Origin of the sequence: Actinotalea endophytica, from assembly GCF_025717005.1 — a bacterium.
Lineage (GTDB): Bacteria > Actinomycetota > Actinomycetes > Actinomycetales > Cellulomonadaceae > Actinotalea.
Genome location: NZ_JAOVZU010000008.1, coordinates 99,312 through 121,963, shown reverse-complemented (window position 1 = coordinate 121,963; position 22,652 = coordinate 99,312). Strand labels below are relative to the sequence as shown.

The following is a 22,652-nucleotide window of genomic DNA, read 5'->3' as shown; positions in this document are numbered from 1 at the left end:
ACGGACGACCGGTGGTGGTACGCCGGTAGAGGGCCCGCGGGCGACACGATGGACGCAGTGAGACGGTGCCGGGCGGCGGCGTCCGCGGTGCGAGGATGGGCGCCGTGACCTACCCCGCCCGTGCCGTCGTCGATCTCGCCGCCATCCGCGCGAACACCGCCCGGCTCACGGAGCTCGCCGGACCCGCGGCCGTGCTCGCGGTGGTCAAGGCCGACGGCTACGGCCACGGACTCGTGCCGGCCGCGCGCGCCGCGCTCGCCGGTGGCGCCACGTGGCTCGGTACCGCGCAGCTCGACGAGGCGCTCGCGCTGCGCGCGGCCGGCGTGACCGCACCCCTGTTGTCCTGGCTGTACGCGCCGGGTGCGGCGTTCGCCGACGCGATCCGGGCCGACGTGGACCTGTCGGTCGGCGCGGCGTGGACCCTCGTCGAGGTCATCGACGCCGCGCGCGCGACGGGACGTACCGCGCGCGTGCACCTCAAGGTCGACACCGGTCTCGGCCGTAACGGGGTGACTCCGGTGGAGCTGCCCGCGATGCTCGACGCGGCACTGGGTGCTGAGGCCGAGGGTCTGCTGCGCGTCGTGGGGATCTGGTCGCACTTCGCCTGGGCGGACGACCCGGGCCACCCCACGGTGCGCTCGCAGGCGGGCGTGTTCGCCGACGCGATCGCGCTCGCGGAGTCACGCGGCGCGCGGCTCGAGGTGCGCCACCTCGCGAACTCGGCCGCGACCTTGACCGACCCGTCGGTGCACTTCGACCTCGTGCGGCCCGGTCTGGCGGTCTACGGGCTCTCGCCCGTGCCGCACCTGGGCGATCCCGCGCACTACGGCCTGCGCCCGGCGATGCGGCTCGAGGCGGACCTCGCGCTGACCAAGGTCGTCCCGGCCGGGCAGGGCGTGTCCTACGGCCACGCCTACACCACGACCCGGGACACGGTCCTCGGCCTGGTGCCGATCGGCTACGCGGACGGGCTGCCGCGGCACGCGTCGGGCACGGCCGATGCCTGGGGAGGGCCGATCCAGGTGGGCGGACGCCGGCTCGGCGTGGCCGGGCGGGTGTGCATGGACCAGGTCGTCCTCGACCTCGGGCCGGACGCGACCGAGACCGCAGGGGACACCGTGGTGCTGTTCGGTGCGGGTGACGACGGCGAGCCGACCGCGGAGGACTGGGCGCAGGTGGTCGGGACGATCTCCTACGAGATCGTGACGCGGATCGGCGCCCGGGTGCCACGGGTCTACCTGGGGGAGCGATGACCGACACCCTGACCGGAACGCTCGCCGACCCCGAGGCGACCCGTGCCTACGGACGGGCCCTCGCCGGGCTGCTTCGGGCGGGCGACCTCGTGCTGCTGACCGGCCCGCTCGGGGCGGGCAAGACGACCCTGGTCCAGGGCATCGGTGCGGCCCTGGACGTCCGTGGCCAGGTGGCGTCGCCGACCTTCATCATCGCCCGCGTGCACCCGCCGCTGGGCGGGGGCCCGGCCCTCGTGCACGTCGACGCCTACCGGCTCGGCTCGCTCGACGAGCTCGAGGCGCTGGACCTCGACACGTCGCTCGAGGAGTCGGTGACCGTCGTCGAGTGGGGTGAGGGCCTCGTCGAGGTGCTGTCCACCGACCGGCTCGAGGTGACCCTCGACCGCGGTCACGGCGGCGCGGGCGGCGCGGTCGCCGAGGGTTCCGCCGAGGAGGACGTCGCGGTGCCGCGTCGCCTGACGGTTCGGGGCGTCGGGCCGCGGTGGGCCGGCGTCGAGCTGCCCGAGCCCTGATCCGTGGGTCGGCCCGCGCCGGGTCCGCGGTGGCGGTCGGCGGATGCCAGGATGGGCGCGTGCTGGTCCTCGCTCTCGACACGTCCGCCGACATCGCGGTGGCGCTGGTGCGTGACGGTGTCGCGCTCGCGGTGCGCACCGCCACCGAGCAGCGTCGCCACGCCGAGCTGCTCTCGCCGCTGATCACCGAGGTGTTCGCCGAGGCCGGGCTGCGCCCGCGCGAGATCGACGCGGTGGCGGTGGGCACCGGGCCGGCGCCGTTCACCGGGCTGCGCGCAGGTCTGGTGACCGCGCGGGCGCTCGGCTTCGCGACCGGGGTGCCGGTCCACGGGGTCGGGAGCCTCGAGGTGCTGGCCGCCCAGGCGTTCGACACGGGCGCCGAGGGCGACGTGCTGGTGGTCACCGATGCCCGCCGCAAGGAGGTCTACGCGGGCTGGTTCCGCGCCTCGGCCCACGAGGGTGACGTCGAGGCGACGGGCAACGAGGACGTCGTGCACCCGGCCGACCTGGAGCGCCGTGGCGCGGCAGTCCTGGTCGGCCCCACGGCCGCCTCCCTGAGCGAGGTGGTCGGGCTGCCCGCGAGCGGGCCGACGTCGCTGGACCCGGTCGTGCTCGCACGGCTCGCCGTCGCCCGCGCCGCCCGGGGTGTCGACCAGCCCACCGAGCCGTTGTACCTGCGCCGTCCGGATGCCGTGCCGCCGGGGGCGCGGAAGCGGGCCACGGGGTGACGGGCCTGCGTTCGCTCGTCGAGGCCGACGTGCCCACGGTCGCGGCTCTCGAACGTGAGCTGTTCGCGCGCTCCGCGTGGACCGAGCCGATGATCCGCGACGAGCTCACCGCCCCGGGGCGGTACTACGTCGCGATGACCGACGACGAGGATGCCGTGCTGGCCTACGCCGGGTCGTGGTTCGACGGTGACGTCTCGCAGGTGATGACCCTCGGGGTCGCGTCGCGAGCGCAACGCCACGGCCTCGGGCGGATCCTCCTGCGTGCGTTGCTCGACCACGCGCGCGGGCTCGGGGCCTCGGCGATGTTCCTGGAGGTCGCCGTGGACAACGATGCCGCGCTCGCGCTGTACACGGCTGAGGGTTTCGAGATCCTGGCGCGACGCCCCCGGTACTACCAGCCCGAGGACGTCGACGCCTGGACCATGCGTTTGATGCTCTGAGCGCTCGGGCCGGCGCGGCAGGTCAGCGCGGCCGACGTCCGGCGACGCGGTCGAGCCATTCGACCATGAGCGCCTCGAAGACCGCCGGTTGCTCGAGCTGGAGGTTGTGGCCTGCGACGTCGAGCACGGCGAGCGTCGCGCGTGGCCAGGCGGTGTGCAGCGTGAGCTGGTCGCGGTAGCCCACGGCGGAGTCCTGACGGCCCAGGAGCACCAGGCTCGGCCGTTCGAACGGCGGTAGGTCCGCGGCGTCGGGGTCGTCGCTCAGCGACCAGGACCGCGCGATCCGGGCCAGCGCCGCCTGGTCGGCGGCGACGAGGCCCGGGTGCACGTGCTCGGTGAACCGCGCGAGGGCCTCGCGTGAACGCACCACGGCGAGGTCGGCGAAGGCCGCGACCACGTTCGGGGGCCCGTCGACGCCGTCCGGCTCGGACCACAGGACCTGGAGCGGGGGCACGTCGCGCTCGGTGCGAGCGACGGGGCCGACCGGGCAGATCTGTGCGAGCCCGAGGACCTGCCCGGGCCGTGCTCTGGCCACGGCGCGCGCCAGGTAGCCGCCGTAGGACTCACCGACGAGCAGGAACGGTTCCTCGCCGATCGCGGCGTCGACGAACCCGAGCAGGGCGGCCAGCACCCCGTCCGCCGAGTCGACCTCGGCCGGTGTGCGGCCCATCCCGGGAAGGTCGGGGTAGAGGCGCCGGTACCCGGGCCGGGCACTGAACACCGGCTCGAGGCACCCCAGCACGATCCGGTGGTCGGGGCCCCAGCCGTGCACGGCGAGGACGGGCGTCCCGGTGCCGTGCTCGACGTGCTGCAACGTCTGCGGGGTGGCTGCCACGGCTGGTCAGCCTTCCACGCGCCACCGACACGGTCCGGGCAGGTGGTGGCTCCGGGTTGCTCAGGCGACCCGGACGGCCTCGTCGACCGCGAGGCGGGGCGCGCGCGGGAAGGCGGAGTCCTCGGGCGCCGGGTAGCCGACGTTGAGCACCATCAGGGACTGCCACGCGGTGCCGGTGAGCAGGTCGGCGTCGATGCCCGCCGCGTCCATGCCGGACATCGGCCCGACGTCGAGCCCGGCTGCCCGCAGCGCGGTCACCAGGTAGCCGGCCTGGAGCCAGGCCTGCTCGCGCGCGAGGCGCTCGCGCCCCGGGTTCGTGGCGAAGCGCTCGCCCGCCTGCGGCACGTGCGGCGCCAGGACGTCCATGTGCTCGTGGAACGCGGTGTCGGCGGCGACCAGGATCGTCAGGGGGGCGTTGCGGACGCGAGCCTTGTTGCCGTCGTTCATGTGGTCGACGAGGCGCTCTCGGGCCTCGTCGGTGCGCACGAGCAGCAGACGCAGCGGCGAGGTGTTCATCAGCGTCGGGCCCCAGCGTACGGTGTCGTAGACCGACGCCACGAGAGCGTCGGGGACGGCCTCGTCGGACCACTCGCGTGCCGTGCGGCGGTCGAGGAACAGCGGCGCCAGGGCGCCGAGGTCGGTCAGGGTGTCGAGCTGGGTCGTCTGCGTCATGGACAGTTGAACATTGCACGACCCTGTCTTCATTCCCGGACCTGGGATGACTGTGCTGTGAGTCTCGCGCCAGGCCGGTGCCCGGCCGACCTGGAGGCGCTCCGGTCCGAGGTCGGGTGAGGCCCGTGCCGGCCCTACCCTGGAGCCATGTCGCGACTCGTCCTCGGCCTGGAGACCTCGTGCGACGAGACCGGGGCCGCCGTGGTGCGGGTCACCGACGACCGTTCCGAGCTGCTGTCCGACGTGGTCGCGAGCTCGATGGACGAGCACGCCCGGTTCGGCGGGATCATCCCGGAGATCGCCTCACGTGCCCACCTCGAGCAGATGATCCCGGTGGTGTCCGCCGCGCTCGAGCGGGCCGAGATCGAGCTCGGAGACCTCGACGCCGTCGCCGTCACCGCGGGCCCGGGCCTGGTCGGGCCGCTCACTGTCGGTGCCGCGGCCGCCAAGGCGCTCGCCGTGGGGCTCGAGATCCCGCTCTACGGCGTCAACCACGTGGTCGGCCACGCGGTGGTCGACGAGCTGGTCGACGGGCTCTTCCCCGAGCGGGTGATGGCCCTGGTCGTCTCCGGGGGGCACTCGTCGCTGCTGCTCCTCGACGACACCGTGGGCGTGACCGAGCTCGGCCAGACGCTCGACGACGCGGCCGGTGAGGCGTTCGACAAGGTCGGGCGGCTGCTCGGCCTGCCCTACCCGGGCGGCCCGCACATCGACCGCCTCGCGCGCGAGGGCGACCCCGAGGCGATCCGCTTCCCGCGCGGCCTCACCGCCGCGAAGGACCAGGCCGCGCACGCCACCGACTTCTCGTTCTCCGGCCTCAAGACGGCCGTCGCCCGCTGGGTCGAGGCCAAGCAGGACGCGGGCGAGGAGATCCCGCTCAACGACGTCGCCGCGTCGTTCTCGGCGGCCGTGTCCGACGTGCTCACCGCCAAGACCATCGCGGCGTGCCACGCGCACGGCGTCGAGACCCTGATCGTCGGCGGTGGCTTCTCCGCCAACTCCCAGCTGCGCGACATGGCGACGTTGCGGTGCGCGGAGGCCGGCATCGACGTGCGCATCCCGCCGATCAAGTACTGCACCGACAACGGCGCGATGATCGCGGCCATGGGGGCCGCCGTGCTCCGCCGCGACCTGCCGCCCTCGCCGCTGGACCTCCCGGTCGACTCCTCGATGCCGCTGACCCGGGTGCTCGTCTAGGGCGTCGGGCAGTCCGCCGGCGGCGTGTGGTCGGTCGTGTAGCCGGCCTCGTACTGCGCAGGGAGCGCCAGGGTCTGGTTCCTCGTCAGCCCGAGACCGGTCACCTCGAGGGTGACCGCATCCGCGAACCGCGCACTGCCACCCGCCATAGCGAAGCACCGCCCGCTCACGTGCACCGCAGCCACGACGATGCCGTGCGGGGGCACGCGCACGCTGTCCCTGAGGTCGAGCGACTCGGGGCGCAGGTCGACCAGGTGCAGCCAGTCCTCATCGTTCGCCACCTGCACATCGAGGTCGGCGAGAGCTCTCGGCGGCACCGACACCGTGACCGCCCACGATCGCGTGTTCTGCAGGGCGACACTCACCCAGCCGCCGTCCGGGGTGTCCCAGGTGGACCAGACCTCGGTGCCGCTCGCCCAGCCGTCGTCGGTCTGGACGAACACCGGATCGGTGTAGGCCGCACCGGCGTCGACCAGTGCGGGGCGGGTCGCGACGACAGCCCACGTCACCAGCAGCACCACCGCCACGCCGAGGGCGATCCACCACGCAGGATGCCTCGGACGCGAGAAGCGCGAGGATCGCGCGCGTCGGTCGTCGCTCGCGGCTGCCTCGCCGGTCGCCCCCTGCACCGTCATGCGCGCAGCATGGCACCCCGCCGGCCGGCTGCGGAAGGAGTGGGCCGGCGGGCGGGTGGTCGGTGGTGTGGTCGGCAATGCGGTAGGTCGACCTCGACGTACATCAGACGGCACCTCGATCAACGACGACGCGGTCCCGCTCTGCGCGGCGCGGGTGGTCGACGTCGGGCTGGTCCGCCGTCGAGAGCGCTACAGCGGCCGGCCGGCCCGCATCTCGGCGACCAGGGACGCGACCACGGCGCCGAGGTCGCCGTCGTTGCGCCGGGCCACGGCCCGCTGCCGCTGGTACGACGCGCCCTTGCGCAGGATGGTCCGCAGCTGGCCGAGCTCCTCGTGGCAGCCGAGGCGTTCGGCGGTCGGCATCAGCTCGGTCAGGAGCTTCTCGACGTTGTCCGTGACGAGCTCCTCGTCGCCGGCGCGGTTGAGGATGATGATCGCGTCCATGCCGTAGCGCGCCGAGCGCCACTTGTTCTCCTGCACGAACCACGGCGGCAGGGTCGGCAGCTCCTTGCCCTCGTCGAGCAACGTGGAGAAGTGCTCGACCAGGGAGTGGATGAGCGCGGCGAACGCGAGCACCTCGGTGAGGTTGGGCGAGCCGTCCGCGATCCGCATCTCGAGCGTCCCGAAGCGGGGCGAGGGGCGGATGTCCCAGCGGATCTCGTCGACCTGGTCGATCACGCCGACGTGCAGCATGTCGGCGGTGTAGGCCTCGAACTGCTCCCAGGTCTCGAACTGGAACGGCAGGCCGGCGGTGGGCAGCTGCTGGAACATCAGCGCGCGGTTCGACGCGTACCCGGTGTCCTTGCCGCCCCAGAACGGTGACGAGGCGCTCAGGGCCTGGATGTGCGGGAAGTAGGTGAGCATGGCCCGCAGGATCGGCATGACCTTGGCGCGGTCCTCGATGCCGACGTGCACGTGCACGCCGTAGATGAGCATCTGCCGGCCCCACCACTGGGTCCGGTCGATCAGGGTCGCGTAGCGCTGCTTGTCGGTCACCTTCTGGTGGCTCCACCGCGCGAACGGGTGCGTGCCGGCGCACATCAGCTCGACGCGCAGCGGGTCGGTCACCCGGCGCAGCTCCTCGATCGACCGCTGCAGGTCGCGACCCGCCTCGCCGACCGTCCGGCACACCCGGGTGACGATCTCGACGGTGTTGAGCAGGAGCTCCTGCTTGATGCTCGGGTGCTCGCCGCCACCGGGCGGAGCGACCGCGTCCAGGACGGTCTGGGCGACCTGGCGCAGGTCGCCGGAGTCGGCGTCGACCAGCGCGAGCTCCCACTCGACGCCGATGGTCGAGCGCTCGGACCGGGTGAACGGGATCGTGTTCATGAGCCCTCCGTCGCCGGTTCGACGATCAGCACCTGCTGGGCGCCGCGCACCCGGGTCAGCACGATCGTGGCCTCTGCGTCGCCACGCAGGTCGAGCTGGGTGCGTAGCTGTTCGGGCACCACGGCGGTGCCGCGCTTCTTGATGGTGACCCGGCCGACGCCGCGCTCGCGCAGCGCGGTGCGCAGCCGCTTGACCCCGAACGGCAGGACGTCCAGCACGCGGTAGGACGCGGCGAGCGGGGTCGCGACGAGGTGGTCGGAGGTCACGTAGGCGATGGTGCGGTCCAGCAGGTGGCCGCGCACCTCCTGGGCGACGAGGGTCACCAGGCCTGCGCGGATGACCGCGCCGTCGGGCTCGTACAGGAAGGCTCCGGGCGGGCCGGCCTCCGCCTCCGGCGCGCCGCCCGGGGGCGTGCGCACCTCGGTCGCCGAGCGCCCGCGCAGCAGCAGCGCACCGAGCCCAGGGCCCTGCGGTGCGAGCGGGCCGAACCACAGGCCCGCCTCCACGACGTCGCCGTCCACGCTGACCCACTGCGTCTCGGCACCCTCGGGCAGCGCCGCGTGCGGGATGCCCGGGCCGACCTTGACCCCGAGCGCGGGAACGCGGGCGCGCAGTTCGAGCACGTCGTCGAGCGGAGGCGAGTAGGCCTTCGGGTCGTGCGCCCGGCGGCCCGCGGCGGTGCGGCGAGCCGGGTCGGCGAACACGCCGTCGACACCGCTGAGGTCGGTCGTGAGCCCGTCGCCGTGGCGGACCTCGGCCTCGGGGAAGTGCCGGAGGTTGACCGTCGCGACCGCGGCGGTGAGCTCGTCGGTGTCCACCGCGACGACGCCCAGGCCGAGGGCCGCGAACGCCATCGCGTCGCCGCCGATCCCGCAGGTGAGGTCGGCGACCCGGGTGCAGCCCGCCGCGGCGTACCGCTGGGCGTGCCGCGCGGCGACCGTGAACCGGGTGGCCTGCTCGAGGCCTGACTGGGTGAACAGCATGCCGTCCGCGAAGTCGTCGAACTTGGCGCGGCCCGCGGCACGCAGCCGCGACTGGGTGAGGGCCGCGGCGACCAGGGTGGGGTCGAGGCCCTCCGAGCGCAGCCGCTCGGACAGCGCGAGGGTGATGCGGTCGTCGTACGGCGGCAGGGCGCCGAGCAGCGCCCAGCCCTCGGGGCTGAGCAGGGCGTGGAGGGCATCGGCGTCCATGCGTCGATCCTGCCAGGTGGGCCGTGGGGGTGCCGTGACGTGTCCCGGCGGACGCGCCGGGAGCCTCCGCTGGCACTCGTGTTGACCGAGTGCTAAGCGACGCATAGATTTCTGTCCTGGCGGCCCGTGCTGGGTCGCCAGCCGCAGCGGTCAGGTCGACCGGCACCCGCGACGACGGGAGACCGGGCCAGCGGCCCTGATCCGTTTCCCACGACTGTGAAGGGGAGGTCCGCAGTGTCGGTCTCCATCAAGCCGCTCGAGGACCGGGTTGTCGTCCGACCGCTCGAGGCGGAGCAGACGACGGCGTCCGGTCTGGTGATCCCGGACACCGCGAAGGAGAAGCCCCAGGAGGGCGAGGTCGTCGCGGTCGGCCCGGGCCGGTTCGACGACAAGGGCCAGCGCCTGCCGGTCGACGTGTCGGTCGGCGACAAGATCATCTACAGCAAGTACGGCGGCACCGAGGTGAAGTACGCCGGCGAGGAGTTCCTGATCCTCTCCGCGCGCGACATCCTCGCGATCGTCAGCTGAGCCCAGCACCATCGACGAAGCCCCGGACCGTGTGGTCCGGGGCTTCGTCGTGCTGTCTCGGGTCGTGCTGTCTCGGGTCGTGCTGTCTCAGCTCAGGTTAGGCGCATCCACCGGCTCGGGGCCGGCCCCGCCTCGGGCAGCGCCCGTGCCTCAGCTCGCGCGGCGCACGCGGCGGGCCAGGATCTCGGCCCGCTCGTCCTCGGAGAGGCCGCCCCACACGCCGTAGGGCTCGCGCACCTCGAGGGAGTGCTGACGGCACTCGTTGATCACCGGGCACTCGGCGCAGATCGCCTTCGCGGCGGCCGCGCGACGGCGCCTCGCGGAGCCTCGCTCACCCTCCGGGTGGAAGAACAGTGTCGGGTCGGCCTCGCGGCACGAGCCCTCGTACTGCCACTCCCACAGGTCCATGACCGGGCCGGGAAGGCGGGAGATCTCCGTCATGGGTGGTCCTCCAAGCTGAGTGGACGAGAGGCTGAGTGGCCGGGACGAACTTCGACCAACCTAGAACCGCTTCACAATCGCGTCAAGGTCCTGAGCCAAACGATTCACTGTGAATGTGCTGGTGGTTCGCTGGGAGAATGACGTCATGGCGGCCTGCCGCGGTGGCTGAGCGCCCCGTGCCGGCGCGCGAACCCCGCACTGGTGGCAATCGCGCCGGAGGTTGGGCACAATCGCGTCATGTGCTGCACCGGGGACGCGGCGGAGGAGCCGCGGTGACCGCCGAGCCCGAGGCCGCCCTCACCGTCGCGGCCGTCGCCCGGCGTCTCGGCGTCGCTCCGGCGACGCTGCGCACCTGGGACCGCCGCTACGGGCTCGGGCCGAGCGAGCACAGCGCCGGAGCGCACCGCCGGTACTCCCCGGAGGACGTCGCGCGGCTCATGACCATGCGACGCCTCACCCTCGAAGGGGTCGCCCCCAGCGAGGCGGCGCGCTCGGCCCTCGCGAGCGGTACCCCGGTGACCGGCCCGTCCGAGGCCGATGTGCTCGACGCGTACGCCGACGTCGAGATGCCCGCCGATCCCGAGGCCCTGGTCCGGGCGGCCCGGGCGGCGGACACCGCGGCCGTGCGTTGGCTCCTCGCCCGGGTGCACCCGCGCGACACGCTCGCCTGGTACGCCGACCTCGTCGGCCCCGCGATCGTCGCGCTCACCGCCGAGCCGACGTTCGAGACCGCGGGCGACAGCGCGTGCCACCGCCTGGAGGGCGCCGCCTACGCCGAGCTGCGCAGCCGCACCGCCGCGCAGGTCGCGAGGAGCGGCGAGCGCGAGGCCCTGCCGAGGGCCCTGGTCGTTCCGGTCGGTGCGGCCACCGACCTCGAGGCGCACGTGCTGACCGGCGCCCTCGCGCCGCTCGGGGTGCCCGCCGCGGTGCTCACCGGTGGCGACGCGGACGCGCTCGCCGACGCGGTCCACGGTGCCGAGGTCGGAGCGGTCGTCGTGCTGGTGGGTGCCGCCGAGCCGCCGCTCGCGGTCGAGCTCGTGACGCAGCTCGGGGCCCGTGACGCCGATCTCACGGTGTTCTGGCACCGTCGGGGGCGCGGCGTGGCGCCGTCGGGTGCGCACCACGTGCGCAGCCTGGGCGGGGCGTGCCACGAGGTCGTCGCGGTCGCCGGCTGAGCCGCTCCGCAGGGTTCACCCGTCCGGGCTATGGCGGGTTCACCCGCGTCCGGGCCTAAGGTCGCGCCCCTTCCTGGCCGATGAGGTAGTCGCACGGCACTTCGCCGTGATCATCGGGCGGCGCCCGCCGCCCGGGACGACCAGGAGGAGCCAGATGACCGGCGTCATCGTGTGTCACGGCTCGGCCGGCGTCCGCGACCGGATCGTCGCGGCCGCGCACGGCGTGCCGGCACTCGTACCCGCGCGGTCCGCGGCGACGGCCGAGGAGCTGATCGCGCTGGTGCGGCGCACCTCACCCGCCCTGGTCCTGCTCGACGCACACCTGCCCGGCGTGGGCGCCATCGAGGCGCTGCGCCGGATCCGTGGCCTCGGCGCGGACGCGACCGTCATCATGCTCGCCGTGCCCGGGGACGAGATCACCCTGGACCGCGCGGTCTCGCTCGGCGCACGCGGCTACCTGCCCCCCGACGTCGACCGCAGCGAGCTGGCCGCGGTGGCCGCCCACGGTCTGCCGACCGGTGTCCCGCAGCAGACCCAGCGGTCCGCCGGTGGCCCCACCCTCCAGGCGGTGCCCGGCCGACGGCAGCCCGGGACGTCCGAGCTGACCCGCCGCGAGCTCGAGGTGCTCGCGGGCATGAGCCACGGCCGTTCGAACGCGCAGATCGGCGCCGAGCTCTTCCTCTCGGAGGACACCGTCAAGACCCACGCCCGGCGTCTGTTCCGCAAGCTCGGTGCCGCGGACCGGGCCCAGGCGGTCGCGATCGGGCTGCGGACCGGCCTGATCAGCTGAGCGCGCCCGGGCGGGCACGGCGGCTCCGGCACGCGGACGGCGTCCGGCGCTGCGCGTCGCGGTAAGTACCATCGTCGGGTGAGCGAGCATCCCGACCCCTTCGCGTTCGTCGGCCTCACCTACGACGACGTCCTGCTGCTGCCTGCCGAGACGGACGTCGTCCCGAGCGAGGTCGACACCACCACCCGGCTGACCCGGGACATCTCCCTGCGCATCCCGCTGGTCTCGGCGGCGATGGACACGGTGACCGAGTCCCGGCTGGCGATCGCCATCGCCCGCGAGGGCGGCATCGGCATCCTGCACCGCAACCTGCCGATCGCCGACCAGGCCCACCAGGTCGACCTGGTGAAGCGCTCCGAGTCCGGCATGATCACCGATCCGGTCACGGTCGGCCCGGACGCCACGCTGGCCGAGCTCGACGCGCTGTGCGGCACCTACCGGGTGTCGGGGCTCCCCGTGGTCGACGACTCCCGGCGGCTGCTGGGCATCATCACGAACCGCGACCTGCGGTTCATCGACCCCGCCGACTTCGCCCGGCTGCGGGTGCGCGACGTGATGACCGCGATGCCGCTGATCACCGCGCCGGTCGGGATCGCGCGCGCCGAGGCCCAGGCGATCCTCGCGAAGCACAAGGTCGAGAAGCTCCCGCTGGTGGACGCCGACGGCCGGCTCGAGGGCCTCATCACGGTCAAGGACTTCGCGAAGTCGGAGAAGTACCCGCTCGCCACCAAGGACGACGAGGGGCGGCTGCGGGTCGGGGCCGCCGTCGGGTTCTTCGGCGACGCGTGGGAGCGGGTCACCGCGCTGGTGGACGCCGGTGTGGACGTGCTCGTGGTCGACACCGCGAACGGGCACGCCCGGCTGATGCTCGACATGGTGCGCCGGATCAAGTCCGACCCGGCGACCGAGCACGTGCAGGTGATCGGCGGGAACATCGCCACGCGCGAGGGGTCGCAGGCGTTGGTCGACGCCGGCGTGGACGCGGTCAAGGTCGGGGTCGGCCCCGGGTCGATCTGCACGACCCGGGTGGTCGCCGGCGTCGGCGTGCCGCAGGTCACCGCGATCTACCAGGCTGCGCTCGCGGCCCGGCCGGCGGGTGTGCCGGTGATCGGCGACGGCGGCCTGCAGTACTCGGGCGACATCGCCAAGGCGCTCGTCGCCGGAGCCGACTCGGTGATGATCGGTGGCCTGCTCGCCGGTTGTGACGAGTCGCCCGGCGACCTCGTGTTCGTCAACGGCAAGCAGTACAAGCGCTACCGCGGGATGGCGTCGCTCGGTGCGATGCAGTCCCGCGGCGACCGTCGCTCCTACTCCAAGGACCGCTACTTCCAGGGCGACCTGTCCGACGACGAGATCATCACCGAGGGCATCGAGGGCCAGGTGCCCTACCGCGGCCCGCTCGGTGCGGTCGCGCACCAGCTGGTCGGCGGCCTGCACCAGTCGATGTTCTACGTGGGTGCGCGCACGGTGCCCGAGCTGCAGGCTCGGGGCAAGTTCGTCCGGATCACCGCGGCCGGGCTCAAGGAGTCCCACCCGCACGACATCCAGATGGTCCGCGAGGCTCCGAACTACTCGGCGCGCTGATGGAGATCTCCGCGGTCACGGACCTGGTCGAGCGGGTCGCCTACGAGCTGGTGCTACCTCGCTTCCGGGACCTGTCCGAGGACGACGTCAGCGCGAAGGGCCCCGGCGACCTGGTGACCGTCGTCGACACCGCGGCCGAGGACGCGATCACCGCCGGGCTGACCGCGATCGCGCCCGACGTGCCGGTGGTCGGCGAGGAGGCGACGGCGGCTGATCCGGCTCTGCTCAGCGCGCTTCCCGAGCTCGAGCGGGCCTTCCTGGTCGACCCGATCGACGGTACGCGCGCGTTCGTGGAGGGTGCGCCGGACTACGCGATCATGGTTGCCCTGGTCGAGGCGGGCGAGCCGGTGGCCGGGTGGATCTGTCTGCCGTCGCGCGGGCACACCTGGGTCGCCGAGCGCGGGTCCGGCGCCTGGCGGGACGGTGCCCGGCTGACCCCGCCGGCACGACCGGAACGGCCGCGGTTGCGGATCGCGCCGAGCCGCGGCCACGACGACGTGCTCGCCGAGCGCTCGGCCGCCGAGGGCCTCGAGGTCGGTCTCGGAGTGCCGCTGTGGGCGGGCCGCTCGTACACCGCGCTCGCCGACGGCGAGGTCGACGCGCTCGGCTACTGGGCCGGGTGGCCGTGGGACCACGCGCCGGGCACGGCCCTGCTGCGCGAGCTCGGTGGCGTCGTCGCCGGCGTCGACGCGAGCCCGTACCGGGCGACCGGGCTGGCCGGTCCGATGATCGCCGCGGGGAGCGCCGACGCGTTCGACCGGGTGCGCGGCCTGATGCTGCCGGACCCGCGGGCCTGACTCAGGCGACCGCAGCGCCCCCGAGGTGCCGCGCGTCCCGGCACGGCCAGGTGGTCTCGGCCCCGGGCCCGGCGAGCCCCTGGTCCCGGCGCCACGCGTTGAACGACTCCGCCCAGAGCCGGTGGGCGTCGACCTGCCGGCGGTGCAGCTCCTCGGGCTCGGTGCCGGCGAGCTGCGGGTAGACCTGCGTCATCGCCGCCAGCACGTCGAGGGTCGCCACCACGTCGGCGTCGGCGGCGTGGAGGCCCTCGGCCGCGACGCCGTAGTGCGCGCACACGTCGGCGAGGCGCCGCTTGCCGCGCCGGTAGCGGTCGAGGTGCCGGTCGAGCACCAGCGGGTCGAGCACGGCGCGGAGCGGGTGACCCAGCCGGTCCGGCAGCGTGGGCAGCCCGTGCCGCCGCAGCTCGGCGTCCAGCAGGGTCAGGTCGAACGACGCGTTGAACGCCACGACCGGCTCGGCGCGCACGACGGCGGAGGCCAGGGTCTCGGCGATCTCGTCGAGCGCCTCGCGGGGGGCCACGCCCCATGCCCTCGCGTGCTCGGTCGTGATGCCGTGCACCGCGGTGGCGGCCGCCGGGATATCGACACCGGGGTCGATCAGCCAGCGCGAGACCGTGGTCCCGCTCGCGGTGCGGCGCACGATCGCCGCGGTGACGATCCGGTCGCGATCGACGTCGACGCCGGTGGTCTCGGTGTCGAACCCGACCAGCGGCTGGTCGACCCACGCCATCGGACACCTCCCGGCCGCTCGCCCTCCCGGGCCTCGCTCGTCACTGTGCCAGCAGGCGGTGACACGGCGGAGCCGCCACGCCGAGATGCGGGACGGCGCACGGAGGCGCAGCCTTGGGTCGGGGAGGTGTGCCGTGCTCGAGGGACGCGTCGTCGGATTCCTCACCGACGTCACGGGCGTGGAGGACGCCGAGCTCGCGGTGCCGTGGCAGGCGGTGCTGGCTGCGGGCGGGCGCCCGGTGCTCGTCGCGCCCCGTGCCGGCCGCGTGCTCACGGTGCTCGACGGTGCGGCCCCGGCCGGTGCGTACCCCGTCGACCGGACGCTCGCGCAGGTGTGCCCCGACGACCTCGCGATGCTGGTGCTGCCCGGCGGGACGCTCAGCTGCGACGCGCTGCGGATGGACCCGGCGGCGGTCGCCCTGGTCCGGGGGATGGCCGAGGCCGGCAAGCCCATCGCGGCGGCGAGCCACGCGCCGTGGCTGCTGATCGAGGCCGACGTCGTGGAGGGCAAGGAGCTCACGTCGTTCCCGAGCCTGGCCACCGACATCCGCAACGCCGGTGCGATCTGGGTCGACGAGCCGACCGTGGTCTCCGAGCGTCGCTACCCGCTGCTCACCATGCGACGGGCCGACGACCTGCCGGCGTTCACCGAGGCCCTGCCGCGCCTGGCGGCGTGAGGGGCGCGGTCGCCGCTAGCCTGGCCGGGTGAGCAACGAGATCGAGATCGGGCGCGGCAAGCGCGGTCGCCGCGCGTACTCCTTCGACGACGTCGCCGTGGTGCCGTCACGCCGGACGCGCGACCCCGAGGAGGTCTCGGTCTCCTGGCAGATCGACGCCTACCACTTCGACCTGCCGATCGTCGCGGCCCCGATGGACTCGGTCATGAGCCCGGCGACGGCAGTCGCGCTCGGTCGCTTCGGCGGGCTCGGCGTGCTCGACCTCGAGGGCCTGTGGACGCGGTACGACGACCCGGAGCCGCTGCTCGCCGAGATCGCCGAGCTGCCGACCGAGCAGGCCACGGCCCGGATGCAGGAGATGTACTCGGCGCCGATCATCCCCGAGCTCGTCGCGCAGCGGCTCGCCGAGATCCGGGCCGGTGGCGTCACGGTGGCCGGAGCACTGTCGCCGCAGCGCACGCAGCAGCTCTGGAAGGCCGTCGTGGACGCCGGGGTCGATCTCTTCGTCATCCGCGGTACGACGGTCTCCGCGGAGCACGTGTCCGGGCGCAGCGAACCGCTCAACCTCAAGCGGTTCATCTACGAGCTGGACGTGCCGGTGATCGTCGGCGGTGCGGCGACGTACACCGCCGCCCTGCACCTGATGCGGACCGGTGCGGCCGGAGTGCTGGTCGGGTTCGGCGGCGGCGCGGCGCACACCACGCGGGTCTCGCTCGGCATCCACGCACCGATGGCGAGCGCGGTGGCCGACGTGGCGGCCGCCCGCCGCGACTACCTCGACGAGTCGGGCGGCCGGTACGTGCACGTGATCGCCGACGGCGGCGTGGGCCGCTCGGGCGACCTGGTCAAGGCGGTGGCCTGCGGCGCGGACGCCGTGATGCTCGGCGCAGCCCTCGCGCGTGCGGCGGAGGCGCCCGGCCGGGGCTGGCACTGGGGTCCCGAGGCGCACCACCCGCTGCTGCCCAGGGGTGAGCGGGTGGAGGTCGGCACCGCCGGCACGCTCGAGCAGATCCTGTTCGGTCCGGGTCACCTGGCGGACGGGACGTTGAACCTGATCGGCGCGGTGCGCAGGGCGATGGCCACCACCGGCTACTCCGACCTCAAGGAGTTCCAGCGCGTCGAGGTGGTCGTCTCGCCGTACACGCCGCACTGAGTTCACCCGTTCGGCGGCTCGCGCCCGGGGCCACGGGACCCGATTCCCTCAGTAGAGGATGTGCCCGACCACCGGAGGACCGACGATGCCCCTCTTCCGCCGTGCCGCTCGCACCGAGACAGAGGTCGAAGCCGCGCCCTACCGGCACGCGTCGGGCGAGGCCACCGACGACGAGGTCGTCGCTCCTTCCCGCGCGCCCCAGCTGCCGGACGGGTGGACCTACCGGTTCAGCTCGCCCGCGATGGGCACCGCCCGGATCGACATCCGCGACGGGCGCGGCCGACTGGTCGCGAGCGAACCCTTCGTGGGCCACGCGCAGTCGCCGGAGTTCCTGATCGCCGCCGCCTGCACGGGTGCGCACCGCCGGTGGCAGGCCGACGGGGGCGGGACCGACTACATCCGGATCCAGAACTTCACCGCGAGCGCGAACCCGGAGGGTGCGGGGTGGCGGGTCTGGTGCAACCAGGCGCTGGGCGTGAGCGTGATCGTCTCCGACCTCGCCGACGCCGAGGCCCACCTGGTCTCGGCCCTCGCGGCGGCGAAGGACCTCGAGCCCGACGAGATCCGGGTGTCGATCGTCAACTGACGTCCCGCCCCACGGGTCGGGGCGCGGCACCCCCGTCGATGTCCGGCTCTGCCCGCTTGTGTTGCCCTACCCTGCTTGTCAGGGCGGTCGTGCCCGGGTCGACGCCCGGTCCGAGCAGCAGCGGTCGCCGGACGGCGTGCGAAAGGGACGGGTGTGTACGCGACCGAGCGGCAGCAGGAGATCCTCGGCAAGGCGCGGCTCGACGGTCGCGTCGAGGTGCGCGAGCTCGCCGAGATCCTGGACGTCACCCCTGAGACCGTGCGCCGCGACCTCACCGCTCTCGAGCGACGCGGCCTGCTGCACCGGGTCCACGGCGGTGCGATCCCGGTCGAGCGGCTCGGCTTCGAGCCCGAGGTCTCCGAGCGCGAGACGCTCATGGCGACCCAGAAGGAGCGGATCGCCAAGGCCGCGCTCGACGAGCTGCCCGACGGTGGCGCGATCATCCTCGACGCCGGCACGACGACCGCGCGCCTGGCGGAGCTGCTCCCGACCGACCGGGAGCTCACCGTGGTCACCCACTCGTTGCCGATCGCGCTGTCGTTGGCGAGCCGGCCACCGTTCACCGTGCACCTGCTGGGCGGCACGATCCGCGGTCGTACGCTCGCGGCGGTCGGCAGCTGGACCGAGCGCGACGTGGAGGACATCTTCGCCGACGTCGCGTTCCTGGGTACCAACGGGCTCACGGTGGACCAGGGTCTGACCACGCCGGACCTCGTCGAGGCGGGCGTGAAGCGTGCCCTCGTCGCCGCGTCGCGACGGATCGTCGTGCTCGCCGACCACACCAAGGTCGGCAGGTCGGAGTTCGCGCACGTCGCCCCCTTGTCCGTGATCGACACGCTGATCACCGACGTGGGCCTCGAGCCGGAGCTCGCCGAGCAGATCGAGGCGGCCGGACCGCGCGTCGTTCGCGCCTGAGACCTCGCGGGCGGGGTTCGCCCGTCCTCCGCGCGGGCGTGCTTCGTCCGCGTCCCCTCACCCCCTCACTCGTCCGGGGGACGGGCTCTGACCCGTCCCATACCGATTGTGTCTGTTTTGCTGCGAAGCACTTGACACGCTGCCCGCTTTGCAACTAGACACAGGGATTACCAACGAAGCAAACAGTCGATGGAGACAAGATGGGCCTGAACGGGCAGGAACGGGCAGTGATCGCGATCACGCTCAACCCGAGCCTCGACCGCACCGTCGAGGTGCCCCGTCTCGAGGTCGGCGAGGTCAACCGCGCGACCGGTGGCCACCTGCATCCCGGTGGCAAGGGCGTCAACGTCACTCGTGCGCTGCTGGCGAACGGTGTCGCGGCGCGGGCCGTGCTCCCGGTCGGCGGACCCGTCGGTGCGCAGATCGTCCAGATGCTCGGCGCCGAGGGGGTCGACGCCATCACCGTGCCCATCACCGGCGACACGCGCTCCAACGTGACGGTCGCCGAGTCCGACGGCACGGTCACCAAGATCAACGAACCGGGGCCGGAACTCTCCGAGATCGAGCTCGAGCAGCTCGTCGACGCGACGGTCGAGGCCGCCGCCCCGGGAGCCTGGGTCGTGCTGTGCGGCTCGTTGCCGACCGGCGCGCCGACCGACGTCTACGCACGCATCATCCGCCGCGTGCACGCGCGCGGAGCCCGGGTCGCCGTGGACACCTCGGGCCCGGCGCTCGTCGAGGCGATCGCCGCGGGCCCGGACCTGATCAAGCCGAACGCCGAGGAGCTCGCCGAGGCCGTCGGCCGGCCGCTCGCCTCGCGCGCGGAGGTCGTCGCCGCCGCGGAGGAGCTGCGCGCGACCGGGGCCGGGACCGTGCTCGTCTCGCTCGGCTCCGCCGGCGCACTGCTGGTCGACGACTCCGGGGTCCTGGTCGGCACCTCCGTCGTGACGACGCCGCGCAGCACGGTGGGTGCCGGCGACTCCTTCCTCGCGGGCTACCTCTCCGCTGTTCCGAGCGGCCCTCGGGCCGCGCTCGCCGCCGCCCTGGCCTGGGGTGCCGCGGCCGTTCAGCTCCCGGGCACCCAGATGCCCGGGCCGTCCGACATCGACCCCGCAGCGGCGGTGGTCCTGACGGACACCGAGACCGACGCGTTCCTTCCCCAGCCTCTCGTCGGTACCAACTAACACTCCCACCGCGCGGGGACCCTCCGGCCTCGTGCCCGTCTGGACAAAGGAGTTCCAGTGAGCGCTTACACACCGACCGTCACGGGGACGGGGGCGAAGGCGACCATCCAGCGATTCGGCGGCTACCTCGCCGGGATGGTCATGCCGAACATCGCCGCCTTCATCGCCTGGGGCCTCATCACCGCGCTGTTCATCGAGGTCGGCTGGATCCCGGTCGACAAGATCGGTGGTTGGGGTGACTTCTCCGGTCCCGGCCTGACCGGCATCGGCCTCGTCGGCCCGATGATCACCTACCTGCTGCCGCTGCTCATCGGCTTCACCGGCGGCAAGATGGTCCACGGTCACCGTGGTGGCGTCGTCGGCGCCATCGCGACCGTCGGCGTCATCGTCGGCACCGACGTGCCGATGTTCCTCGGCGCCATGGCGATCGCGCCGCTGACCGCGTGGATCGTGAAGAAGCTCGACGAGGCCATCGCGGGCAAGGTCAAGGCCGGCTTCGAGATGCTGATCGACAACTTCAGCGCCGGCATCATCGGCGGTGCGATGGCCGTCGGTGGCCTCTACATCGTCGGCCCGGTCGTCGAGTCCATCACCACGGCGGCCGGAAACGGCGTGCAGTGGCTGGTCGACAACCACCTGCTCCCGGCCGCGTCGCTGATCATCGAGCCGGCCAAGGTGCTGTTCCTGAACAACGCGATCAACCACGGCGTGCTGACCCCGCTCGGTGCGGAGCAGTCTGCCGAGACCGGCAAGAGCATCCTGTTCATGCTCGAGACCAACCCGGGCCCGGGCCTCGGTGTGCTGCTCGCGATCATGTTCTTCGGCCCGATCGCGCTGCGCCCGACGGCTCCCGGCGCGATCATCGTGCACTTCTTCGGCGGGATCCACGAGATCTACTTCCCGTACATCCTGATGAAGCCGCAGCTGATCGCCGCCACGATCCTCGGCGGTGCCACCGGTGTCGCGACCGCCGTCATCACCGGCGCCGGCCTGGTCGCCTCGCCGGCACCCGGCAGCATCTTCGCCTACATCGCGATGCTCCCGAAGGGTGGCGTGTGGGGACCGCTCCTCGCGATCCTGATGGCGACGATCGTGTCGTTCGTGGTCGCCGCGCTGCTGATGGGCTTCGGACGCAATGCCCGGGCAGAGTCCGACGCAGAGGTGCAGGCTGAGCTCAAGGCCGCCGAGGAAGAGGTCGCCGAGCTCAAGGCGGAGTCCAAGCAGCAGCGTCCGTGAGCTGGGGCCCCGGCCGGGGCGCGCGGCCCCGACCGGCGCTGGGGGGAGGCCGCGGCGCCTATGCCGGCGCCGCGGTTCCCCGCCCCAGGTCTGCCGTGCACCCCACATCCGAGCCTGATCCGAGCCAAGGAGACTCTCAATGACCACCATCGACCCCGCTGCCGTCAAGAAGCTCGTCGTCGCCTGCGACGCCGGCATGGGCAGCAGCGCCATGCTCGCCAGCACCCTGAAGAAGCAGCTCGCGAAGTCCGGCATCGCCGTCGAGCACACCTCGGTCCAGGGCATCCCCGCGGACGCCGACCTGGTGCTCACGCACGCCGGCCTGCTGGACCGTGCACGCGGCGTGGCCGGCAGCACGCCGGTCGTCCCGTTCAACCTCTTCCTCGGTGACCCCGCCGTCACCAAGGTCGTCACGGCCCTGCAGAACGGCCGGCCGTTCGATGTCTGAGACGAACCCGGCCGAGCTCCTCGCGCCGGGGTCGATCCGGCTGCAGGAGACCGCGGCCGACAAGACCGAGGCGATCCTCGCCTGCGGTCGGGCCCTGGTCGAGGCCGGCTGCGTCACCGAGGACTACCCGCCGGCGATGCTCGAGCGGGAGCAGAGCATCTCGACCTACATCGGTGAAGGTGTCGCCATCCCGCACGCCACGCTCGCCGGCAAGGAAGCCGTGGTGCGCGACGGGTTGTGCTTCCTGCGCTTCCCGGACGGCGTGGACTGGAACGGCAACACGGCCACCGTGTGCATCGGCATCGCCGCGAAGGGCGAGGGGCACGTCGACATCCTCGCCCAGCTCGCGCAGATCCTCGTGGTCCCCGAACGGGCCGAGGCGCTGCGACTCGCCGACGATCCGGACACCGTCCTGCGGATGCTCACCCCGAGCGCCGCGACCGAAGGAGAATGATGAGAGTCGCCCGATTCCACGCCCCCGGTGACGTCCGCCTCGAGGACGCGCCGGAACCGACCGCGGGCCCCCGTGAGGTCAAGATCCGCGTCCGCGCCTGCTCCACCTGCGGGACCGACGTGAAGATCTCCAAGTTCGGTCACCACCACATCCACCCGCCGCGGGTGATGGGGCACGAGATCGCCGGGGAGGTGGTCGAGGTCGGCAGCGAGGTCGCCGGCTGGGCCGCGGGAGACCGGGTCCAGGTGATCGCGGCGATCCCGTGCGGTGAGTGCGACTTCTGTGCCAAGGGTCAGCAGAACATCTGCCCGAACCAGGTCTCGATGGGCTACCACTTCGACGGCGGCTTCGCCGAGTACATGGTGGTGCCGGAGAACGTGCTCAAGGTGGACGGTCTCAACCGGATCCCCGAGGGCCTGTCGTTCGAGGAGGCGAGCGTCGCCGAGCCGCTGGCGTGCGCCCTCAACGCGCAGGAGCTCGTGAAGATCAACCCCGGCGACGACGTCGTCGTGGTCGGCTCCGGTCCGATCGGTTGCCTGCACGTCCGCCTGGCCCGCTCCTACGGCGCCAAGCGGGTCTTCCTGGTGGAGCTGTCCCGCGAGCGGCTGGACCTCGCGGCCGACCTGGTTCACCCCGACGCTGCGATCTGCAGCTCCGAGGAGGACCCGATCGCCAAGGTCCGCGAGCTCACCGACGGCCGCGGCGTCGACGTCGCGATCACCGCGGCGGCCTCCGGTGCGGCGCAGGAGCAGGCGCTCCAGATGCTGGCCCGCGGCGGCCGGATCTCGTTCTTCGGCGGGCTGCCGAAGGACAAGCCGACCATCACGCTGGACTCGAACCTCGTGCACTACAGCGAGCTGACGATCGTCGGCGCGAACGGGTCCAGCCCCGAGCACAACAAGCGGGCGCTGCAGCTCATCGCGGACGGGAAGGTCCCCGTGGCCGACCTCATCACGCACAAGCTGTCGCTCGACCAGGTCCTGGACGGGATCGGCATCGTCTCCCGGGGTGAGGCGATCAAGGTGACGATCCTGCCCTGACGGTGGACCGGCGCGCCGTCGTGGCTCGGAGCGCGCGCCACCACCCGGGCGCCCCGGGGTTCGTCCCCGGGGCGCCCGCCCCGTCTCTTCCGGCGCCCGGGGCGGCCGGGCCGGGGCTCCGTGT

At 73.2% G+C, this 22,652-nt stretch carries 26 protein-coding genes; 19 read left to right on the top strand and 7 right to left on the bottom strand.

The window, feature by feature from the left end:
• Window positions 1–95 precede the first annotated feature (95 nt).
• From alr to rimI, 4 genes are read left to right on the top strand one after another with little or no spacing between them, the layout of a single operon-like run.
• Window positions 96–1,253 (top strand): alanine racemase, encoded by a 1,158-nt coding sequence (gene alr, locus OEB99_RS14470; RefSeq protein WP_263577987.1) that lies wholly within the window; start codon window positions 96–98, stop codon window positions 1,251–1,253.
• Window positions 1,250–1,765, top strand: coding sequence for a tRNA (adenosine(37)-N6)-threonylcarbamoyltransferase complex ATPase subunit type 1 TsaE (tsaE, locus tag OEB99_RS14465; protein ID WP_263577986.1), 516 nt, complete (start codon window positions 1,250–1,252; stop codon window positions 1,763–1,765). The genes alr and tsaE overlap by 4 nt, the downstream gene beginning before the upstream one ends.
• Window positions 1,766–1,824: 59 nt before the next feature.
• Window positions 1,825–2,493: a tRNA (adenosine(37)-N6)-threonylcarbamoyltransferase complex dimerization subunit type 1 TsaB gene (gene tsaB / locus OEB99_RS14460; RefSeq protein ID WP_263577985.1), complete on the top strand. Its 669-nt coding sequence runs from the start codon at window positions 1,825–1,827 to the stop codon at window positions 2,491–2,493.
• The gene (gene rimI, locus OEB99_RS14455; RefSeq protein WP_263577984.1) at window positions 2,490–2,933 is read left to right on the top strand and encodes a ribosomal protein S18-alanine N-acetyltransferase; all 444 of its coding nucleotides are present in this window, start codon (window positions 2,490–2,492) and stop codon (window positions 2,931–2,933) included. The genes tsaB and rimI overlap by 4 nt, the downstream gene beginning before the upstream one ends.
• Window positions 2,934–2,955: 22 nt before the next feature.
• Here rimI and OEB99_RS14450 read toward each other — a convergent pair whose 3' ends face one another.
• Window positions 2,956–3,768: an alpha/beta fold hydrolase gene (locus OEB99_RS14450; RefSeq protein WP_263577983.1), complete on the bottom strand. Its 813-nt coding sequence runs from the start codon at window positions 3,766–3,768 to the stop codon at window positions 2,956–2,958.
• A gap of 60 nt (window positions 3,769–3,828) precedes the next feature.
• Entirely contained in the window at window positions 3,829–4,440 is a 612-nt protein-coding gene (locus OEB99_RS14445; RefSeq protein WP_263577982.1) for a malonic semialdehyde reductase, read from the bottom strand.
• A gap of 147 nt (window positions 4,441–4,587) precedes the next feature.
• Between OEB99_RS14445 and tsaD the strand changes: the two genes are divergently transcribed.
• Entirely contained in the window at window positions 4,588–5,637 is a 1,050-nt protein-coding gene (gene tsaD / locus OEB99_RS14440) for a tRNA (adenosine(37)-N6)-threonylcarbamoyltransferase complex transferase subunit TsaD (RefSeq protein ID WP_263577981.1), read from the top strand.
• Here the strand turns inward: tsaD and OEB99_RS14435 are convergent.
• The 3 genes from OEB99_RS14435 to OEB99_RS14425 form a co-directional block, all read right to left on the bottom strand.
• Window positions 5,634–6,272 (bottom strand): hypothetical protein, encoded by a 639-nt coding sequence (locus OEB99_RS14435; protein ID WP_263577980.1) that lies wholly within the window; start codon window positions 6,270–6,272, stop codon window positions 5,634–5,636. The two genes, tsaD and OEB99_RS14435, sit on opposite strands and share 4 nt — an antisense overlap.
• 189 nt (window positions 6,273–6,461) lie before the next feature.
• Window positions 6,462–7,601 (bottom strand): glutamate--cysteine ligase, encoded by a 1,140-nt coding sequence (locus tag OEB99_RS14430; protein ID WP_263577979.1) that lies wholly within the window; start codon window positions 7,599–7,601, stop codon window positions 6,462–6,464.
• Entirely contained in the window at window positions 7,598–8,791 is a 1,194-nt protein-coding gene (locus OEB99_RS14425) for a class I SAM-dependent methyltransferase (RefSeq protein ID WP_263577978.1), read from the bottom strand. Before OEB99_RS14425 ends, OEB99_RS14430 begins: the two co-directional genes overlap by 4 nt.
• A 234-nt stretch (window positions 8,792–9,025) precedes the next feature.
• On the opposite strand from OEB99_RS14425, the gene groES reads away from it, so the two are divergent.
• Window positions 9,026–9,319 (top strand): co-chaperone GroES, encoded by a 294-nt coding sequence (gene groES, locus OEB99_RS14420; RefSeq protein ID WP_263577977.1) that lies wholly within the window; start codon window positions 9,026–9,028, stop codon window positions 9,317–9,319.
• 150 nt (window positions 9,320–9,469) lie between these two features.
• On the opposite strand, the gene OEB99_RS14415 is transcribed toward groES, so the two are convergent.
• Window positions 9,470–9,760: a WhiB family transcriptional regulator gene (locus tag OEB99_RS14415; protein ID WP_263577976.1), complete on the bottom strand. Its 291-nt coding sequence runs from the start codon at window positions 9,758–9,760 to the stop codon at window positions 9,470–9,472.
• A gap of 272 nt (window positions 9,761–10,032) precedes the next feature.
• On the opposite strand from OEB99_RS14415, the gene OEB99_RS14410 reads away from it, so the two are divergent.
• The 4 genes from OEB99_RS14410 (at window position 10,033) to OEB99_RS14395 (ending at window position 14,106) form a co-directional block, all read left to right on the top strand.
• Window positions 10,033–10,935 carry a MerR family transcriptional regulator gene (locus tag OEB99_RS14410; protein ID WP_263577975.1) on the top strand — a complete coding sequence of 301 codons (903 nt, stop codon included), beginning with the start codon at window positions 10,033–10,035 and terminating at the stop codon, window positions 10,933–10,935.
• 154 nt (window positions 10,936–11,089) lie between these two features.
• Window positions 11,090–11,725, top strand: coding sequence for a response regulator transcription factor (locus tag OEB99_RS14405; protein WP_263577974.1), 636 nt, complete (start codon window positions 11,090–11,092; stop codon window positions 11,723–11,725).
• 78 nt (window positions 11,726–11,803) lie between these two features.
• Window positions 11,804–13,309 carry an IMP dehydrogenase gene (guaB, locus tag OEB99_RS14400; protein ID WP_263577973.1) on the top strand — a complete coding sequence of 502 codons (1,506 nt, stop codon included), beginning with the start codon at window positions 11,804–11,806 and terminating at the stop codon, window positions 13,307–13,309.
• Complete coding sequence (locus OEB99_RS14395) at window positions 13,309–14,106, top strand: inositol monophosphatase family protein (protein WP_263577972.1); 798 nt, start codon at window positions 13,309–13,311, stop codon at window positions 14,104–14,106. Before guaB ends, OEB99_RS14395 begins: the two co-directional genes overlap by 1 nt.
• 1 nt (window position 14,107) lies before the next feature.
• On the opposite strand, the gene OEB99_RS14390 is transcribed toward OEB99_RS14395, so the two are convergent.
• Window positions 14,108–14,836 (bottom strand): exonuclease domain-containing protein, encoded by a 729-nt coding sequence (locus OEB99_RS14390; RefSeq protein ID WP_263577971.1) that lies wholly within the window; start codon window positions 14,834–14,836, stop codon window positions 14,108–14,110.
• A gap of 133 nt (window positions 14,837–14,969) precedes the next feature.
• Between OEB99_RS14390 and OEB99_RS14385 the strand changes: the two genes are divergently transcribed.
• The 9 genes from OEB99_RS14385 (at window position 14,970) to OEB99_RS14345 (ending at window position 22,528) form a co-directional block, all read left to right on the top strand.
• Window positions 14,970–15,512: a DJ-1/PfpI family protein gene (locus tag OEB99_RS14385; protein WP_263577970.1), complete on the top strand. Its 543-nt coding sequence runs from the start codon at window positions 14,970–14,972 to the stop codon at window positions 15,510–15,512.
• Between the two features lie 28 nt (window positions 15,513–15,540).
• Window positions 15,541–16,665 (top strand): GuaB3 family IMP dehydrogenase-related protein, encoded by a 1,125-nt coding sequence (locus OEB99_RS14380; protein ID WP_263577969.1) that lies wholly within the window; start codon window positions 15,541–15,543, stop codon window positions 16,663–16,665.
• A gap of 85 nt (window positions 16,666–16,750) precedes the next feature.
• Window positions 16,751–17,251 (top strand): hypothetical protein, encoded by a 501-nt coding sequence (locus tag OEB99_RS14375; RefSeq protein WP_263577968.1) that lies wholly within the window; start codon window positions 16,751–16,753, stop codon window positions 17,249–17,251.
• A 153-nt stretch (window positions 17,252–17,404) separates the two neighbouring features.
• Window positions 17,405–18,166 carry a DeoR/GlpR family DNA-binding transcription regulator gene (locus tag OEB99_RS14370; RefSeq protein WP_263577967.1) on the top strand — a complete coding sequence of 254 codons (762 nt, stop codon included), beginning with the start codon at window positions 17,405–17,407 and terminating at the stop codon, window positions 18,164–18,166.
• Window positions 18,167–18,366: 200 nt separating this feature from the next.
• Window positions 18,367–19,350 (top strand): 1-phosphofructokinase, encoded by a 984-nt coding sequence (gene pfkB / locus OEB99_RS14365; RefSeq protein ID WP_263577966.1) that lies wholly within the window; start codon window positions 18,367–18,369, stop codon window positions 19,348–19,350.
• Between the two features lie 57 nt (window positions 19,351–19,407).
• Entirely contained in the window at window positions 19,408–20,586 is a 1,179-nt protein-coding gene (locus OEB99_RS14360) for a PTS transporter subunit EIIC (RefSeq protein ID WP_411910697.1), read from the top strand.
• A 139-nt stretch (window positions 20,587–20,725) separates the two neighbouring features.
• On the top strand, window positions 20,726–21,034 hold the full coding sequence (locus OEB99_RS14355) for a PTS sugar transporter subunit IIBC family protein (protein ID WP_263577965.1): 309 nt from the start codon (window positions 20,726–20,728) through the stop codon (window positions 21,032–21,034).
• A complete protein-coding gene (locus tag OEB99_RS14350) occupies window positions 21,027–21,488 on the top strand; it encodes a PTS mannitol transporter subunit IIA (protein ID WP_263577964.1) in 462 nt (153 codons plus the stop codon). Before OEB99_RS14355 ends, OEB99_RS14350 begins: the two co-directional genes overlap by 8 nt.
• Window positions 21,488–22,528: a zinc-dependent dehydrogenase gene (locus OEB99_RS14345; RefSeq protein ID WP_263577963.1), complete on the top strand. Its 1,041-nt coding sequence runs from the start codon at window positions 21,488–21,490 to the stop codon at window positions 22,526–22,528. Before OEB99_RS14350 ends, OEB99_RS14345 begins: the two co-directional genes overlap by 1 nt.
• Window positions 22,529–22,652 lie beyond the last annotated feature (124 nt).

What these genes read in the sequence shown, in the direction of transcription:
- pfkB (WP_263577966.1), top strand. Translation starts at nt 18,367, where the DNA reads ATGGGCCTGAACGGGCAGGAACGGGCAGTGATCGCGATCACGCTCAAC.
- OEB99_RS14435 (WP_263577980.1), bottom strand. Translation starts at nt 6,272, where the DNA reads ATGACGGTGCAGGGGGCGACCGGCGAGGCAGCCGCGAGCGACGACCGA.
- OEB99_RS14430 (WP_263577979.1), bottom strand. Translation starts at nt 7,601, where the DNA reads ATGAACACGATCCCGTTCACCCGGTCCGAGCGCTCGACCATCGGCGTC.
- tsaE (WP_263577986.1), top strand. Translation starts at nt 1,250, where the DNA reads ATGACCGACACCCTGACCGGAACGCTCGCCGACCCCGAGGCGACCCGT.
- OEB99_RS14395 (WP_263577972.1), top strand. Translation starts at nt 13,309, where the DNA reads ATGGAGATCTCCGCGGTCACGGACCTGGTCGAGCGGGTCGCCTACGAG.
- OEB99_RS14405 (WP_263577974.1), top strand. Translation starts at nt 11,090, where the DNA reads ATGACCGGCGTCATCGTGTGTCACGGCTCGGCCGGCGTCCGCGACCGG.
- OEB99_RS14345 (WP_263577963.1), top strand. Translation starts at nt 21,488, where the DNA reads ATGAGAGTCGCCCGATTCCACGCCCCCGGTGACGTCCGCCTCGAGGAC.
- OEB99_RS14390 (WP_263577971.1), bottom strand. Translation starts at nt 14,836, where the DNA reads ATGGCGTGGGTCGACCAGCCGCTGGTCGGGTTCGACACCGAGACCACC.
- OEB99_RS14445 (WP_263577982.1), bottom strand. Translation starts at nt 4,440, where the DNA reads ATGACGCAGACGACCCAGCTCGACACCCTGACCGACCTCGGCGCCCTG.
- OEB99_RS14375 (WP_263577968.1), top strand. Translation starts at nt 16,751, where the DNA reads ATGCCCCTCTTCCGCCGTGCCGCTCGCACCGAGACAGAGGTCGAAGCC.
- OEB99_RS14415 (WP_263577976.1), bottom strand. Translation starts at nt 9,760, where the DNA reads ATGACGGAGATCTCCCGCCTTCCCGGCCCGGTCATGGACCTGTGGGAG.
- OEB99_RS14350 (WP_263577964.1), top strand. Translation starts at nt 21,027, where the DNA reads ATGTCTGAGACGAACCCGGCCGAGCTCCTCGCGCCGGGGTCGATCCGG.
- OEB99_RS14355 (WP_263577965.1), top strand. Translation starts at nt 20,726, where the DNA reads ATGACCACCATCGACCCCGCTGCCGTCAAGAAGCTCGTCGTCGCCTGC.
- tsaD (WP_263577981.1), top strand. Translation starts at nt 4,588, where the DNA reads ATGTCGCGACTCGTCCTCGGCCTGGAGACCTCGTGCGACGAGACCGGG.
- OEB99_RS14425 (WP_263577978.1), bottom strand. Translation starts at nt 8,791, where the DNA reads ATGGACGCCGATGCCCTCCACGCCCTGCTCAGCCCCGAGGGCTGGGCG.
- alr (WP_263577987.1), top strand. Translation starts at nt 96, where the DNA reads ATGGGCGCCGTGACCTACCCCGCCCGTGCCGTCGTCGATCTCGCCGCC.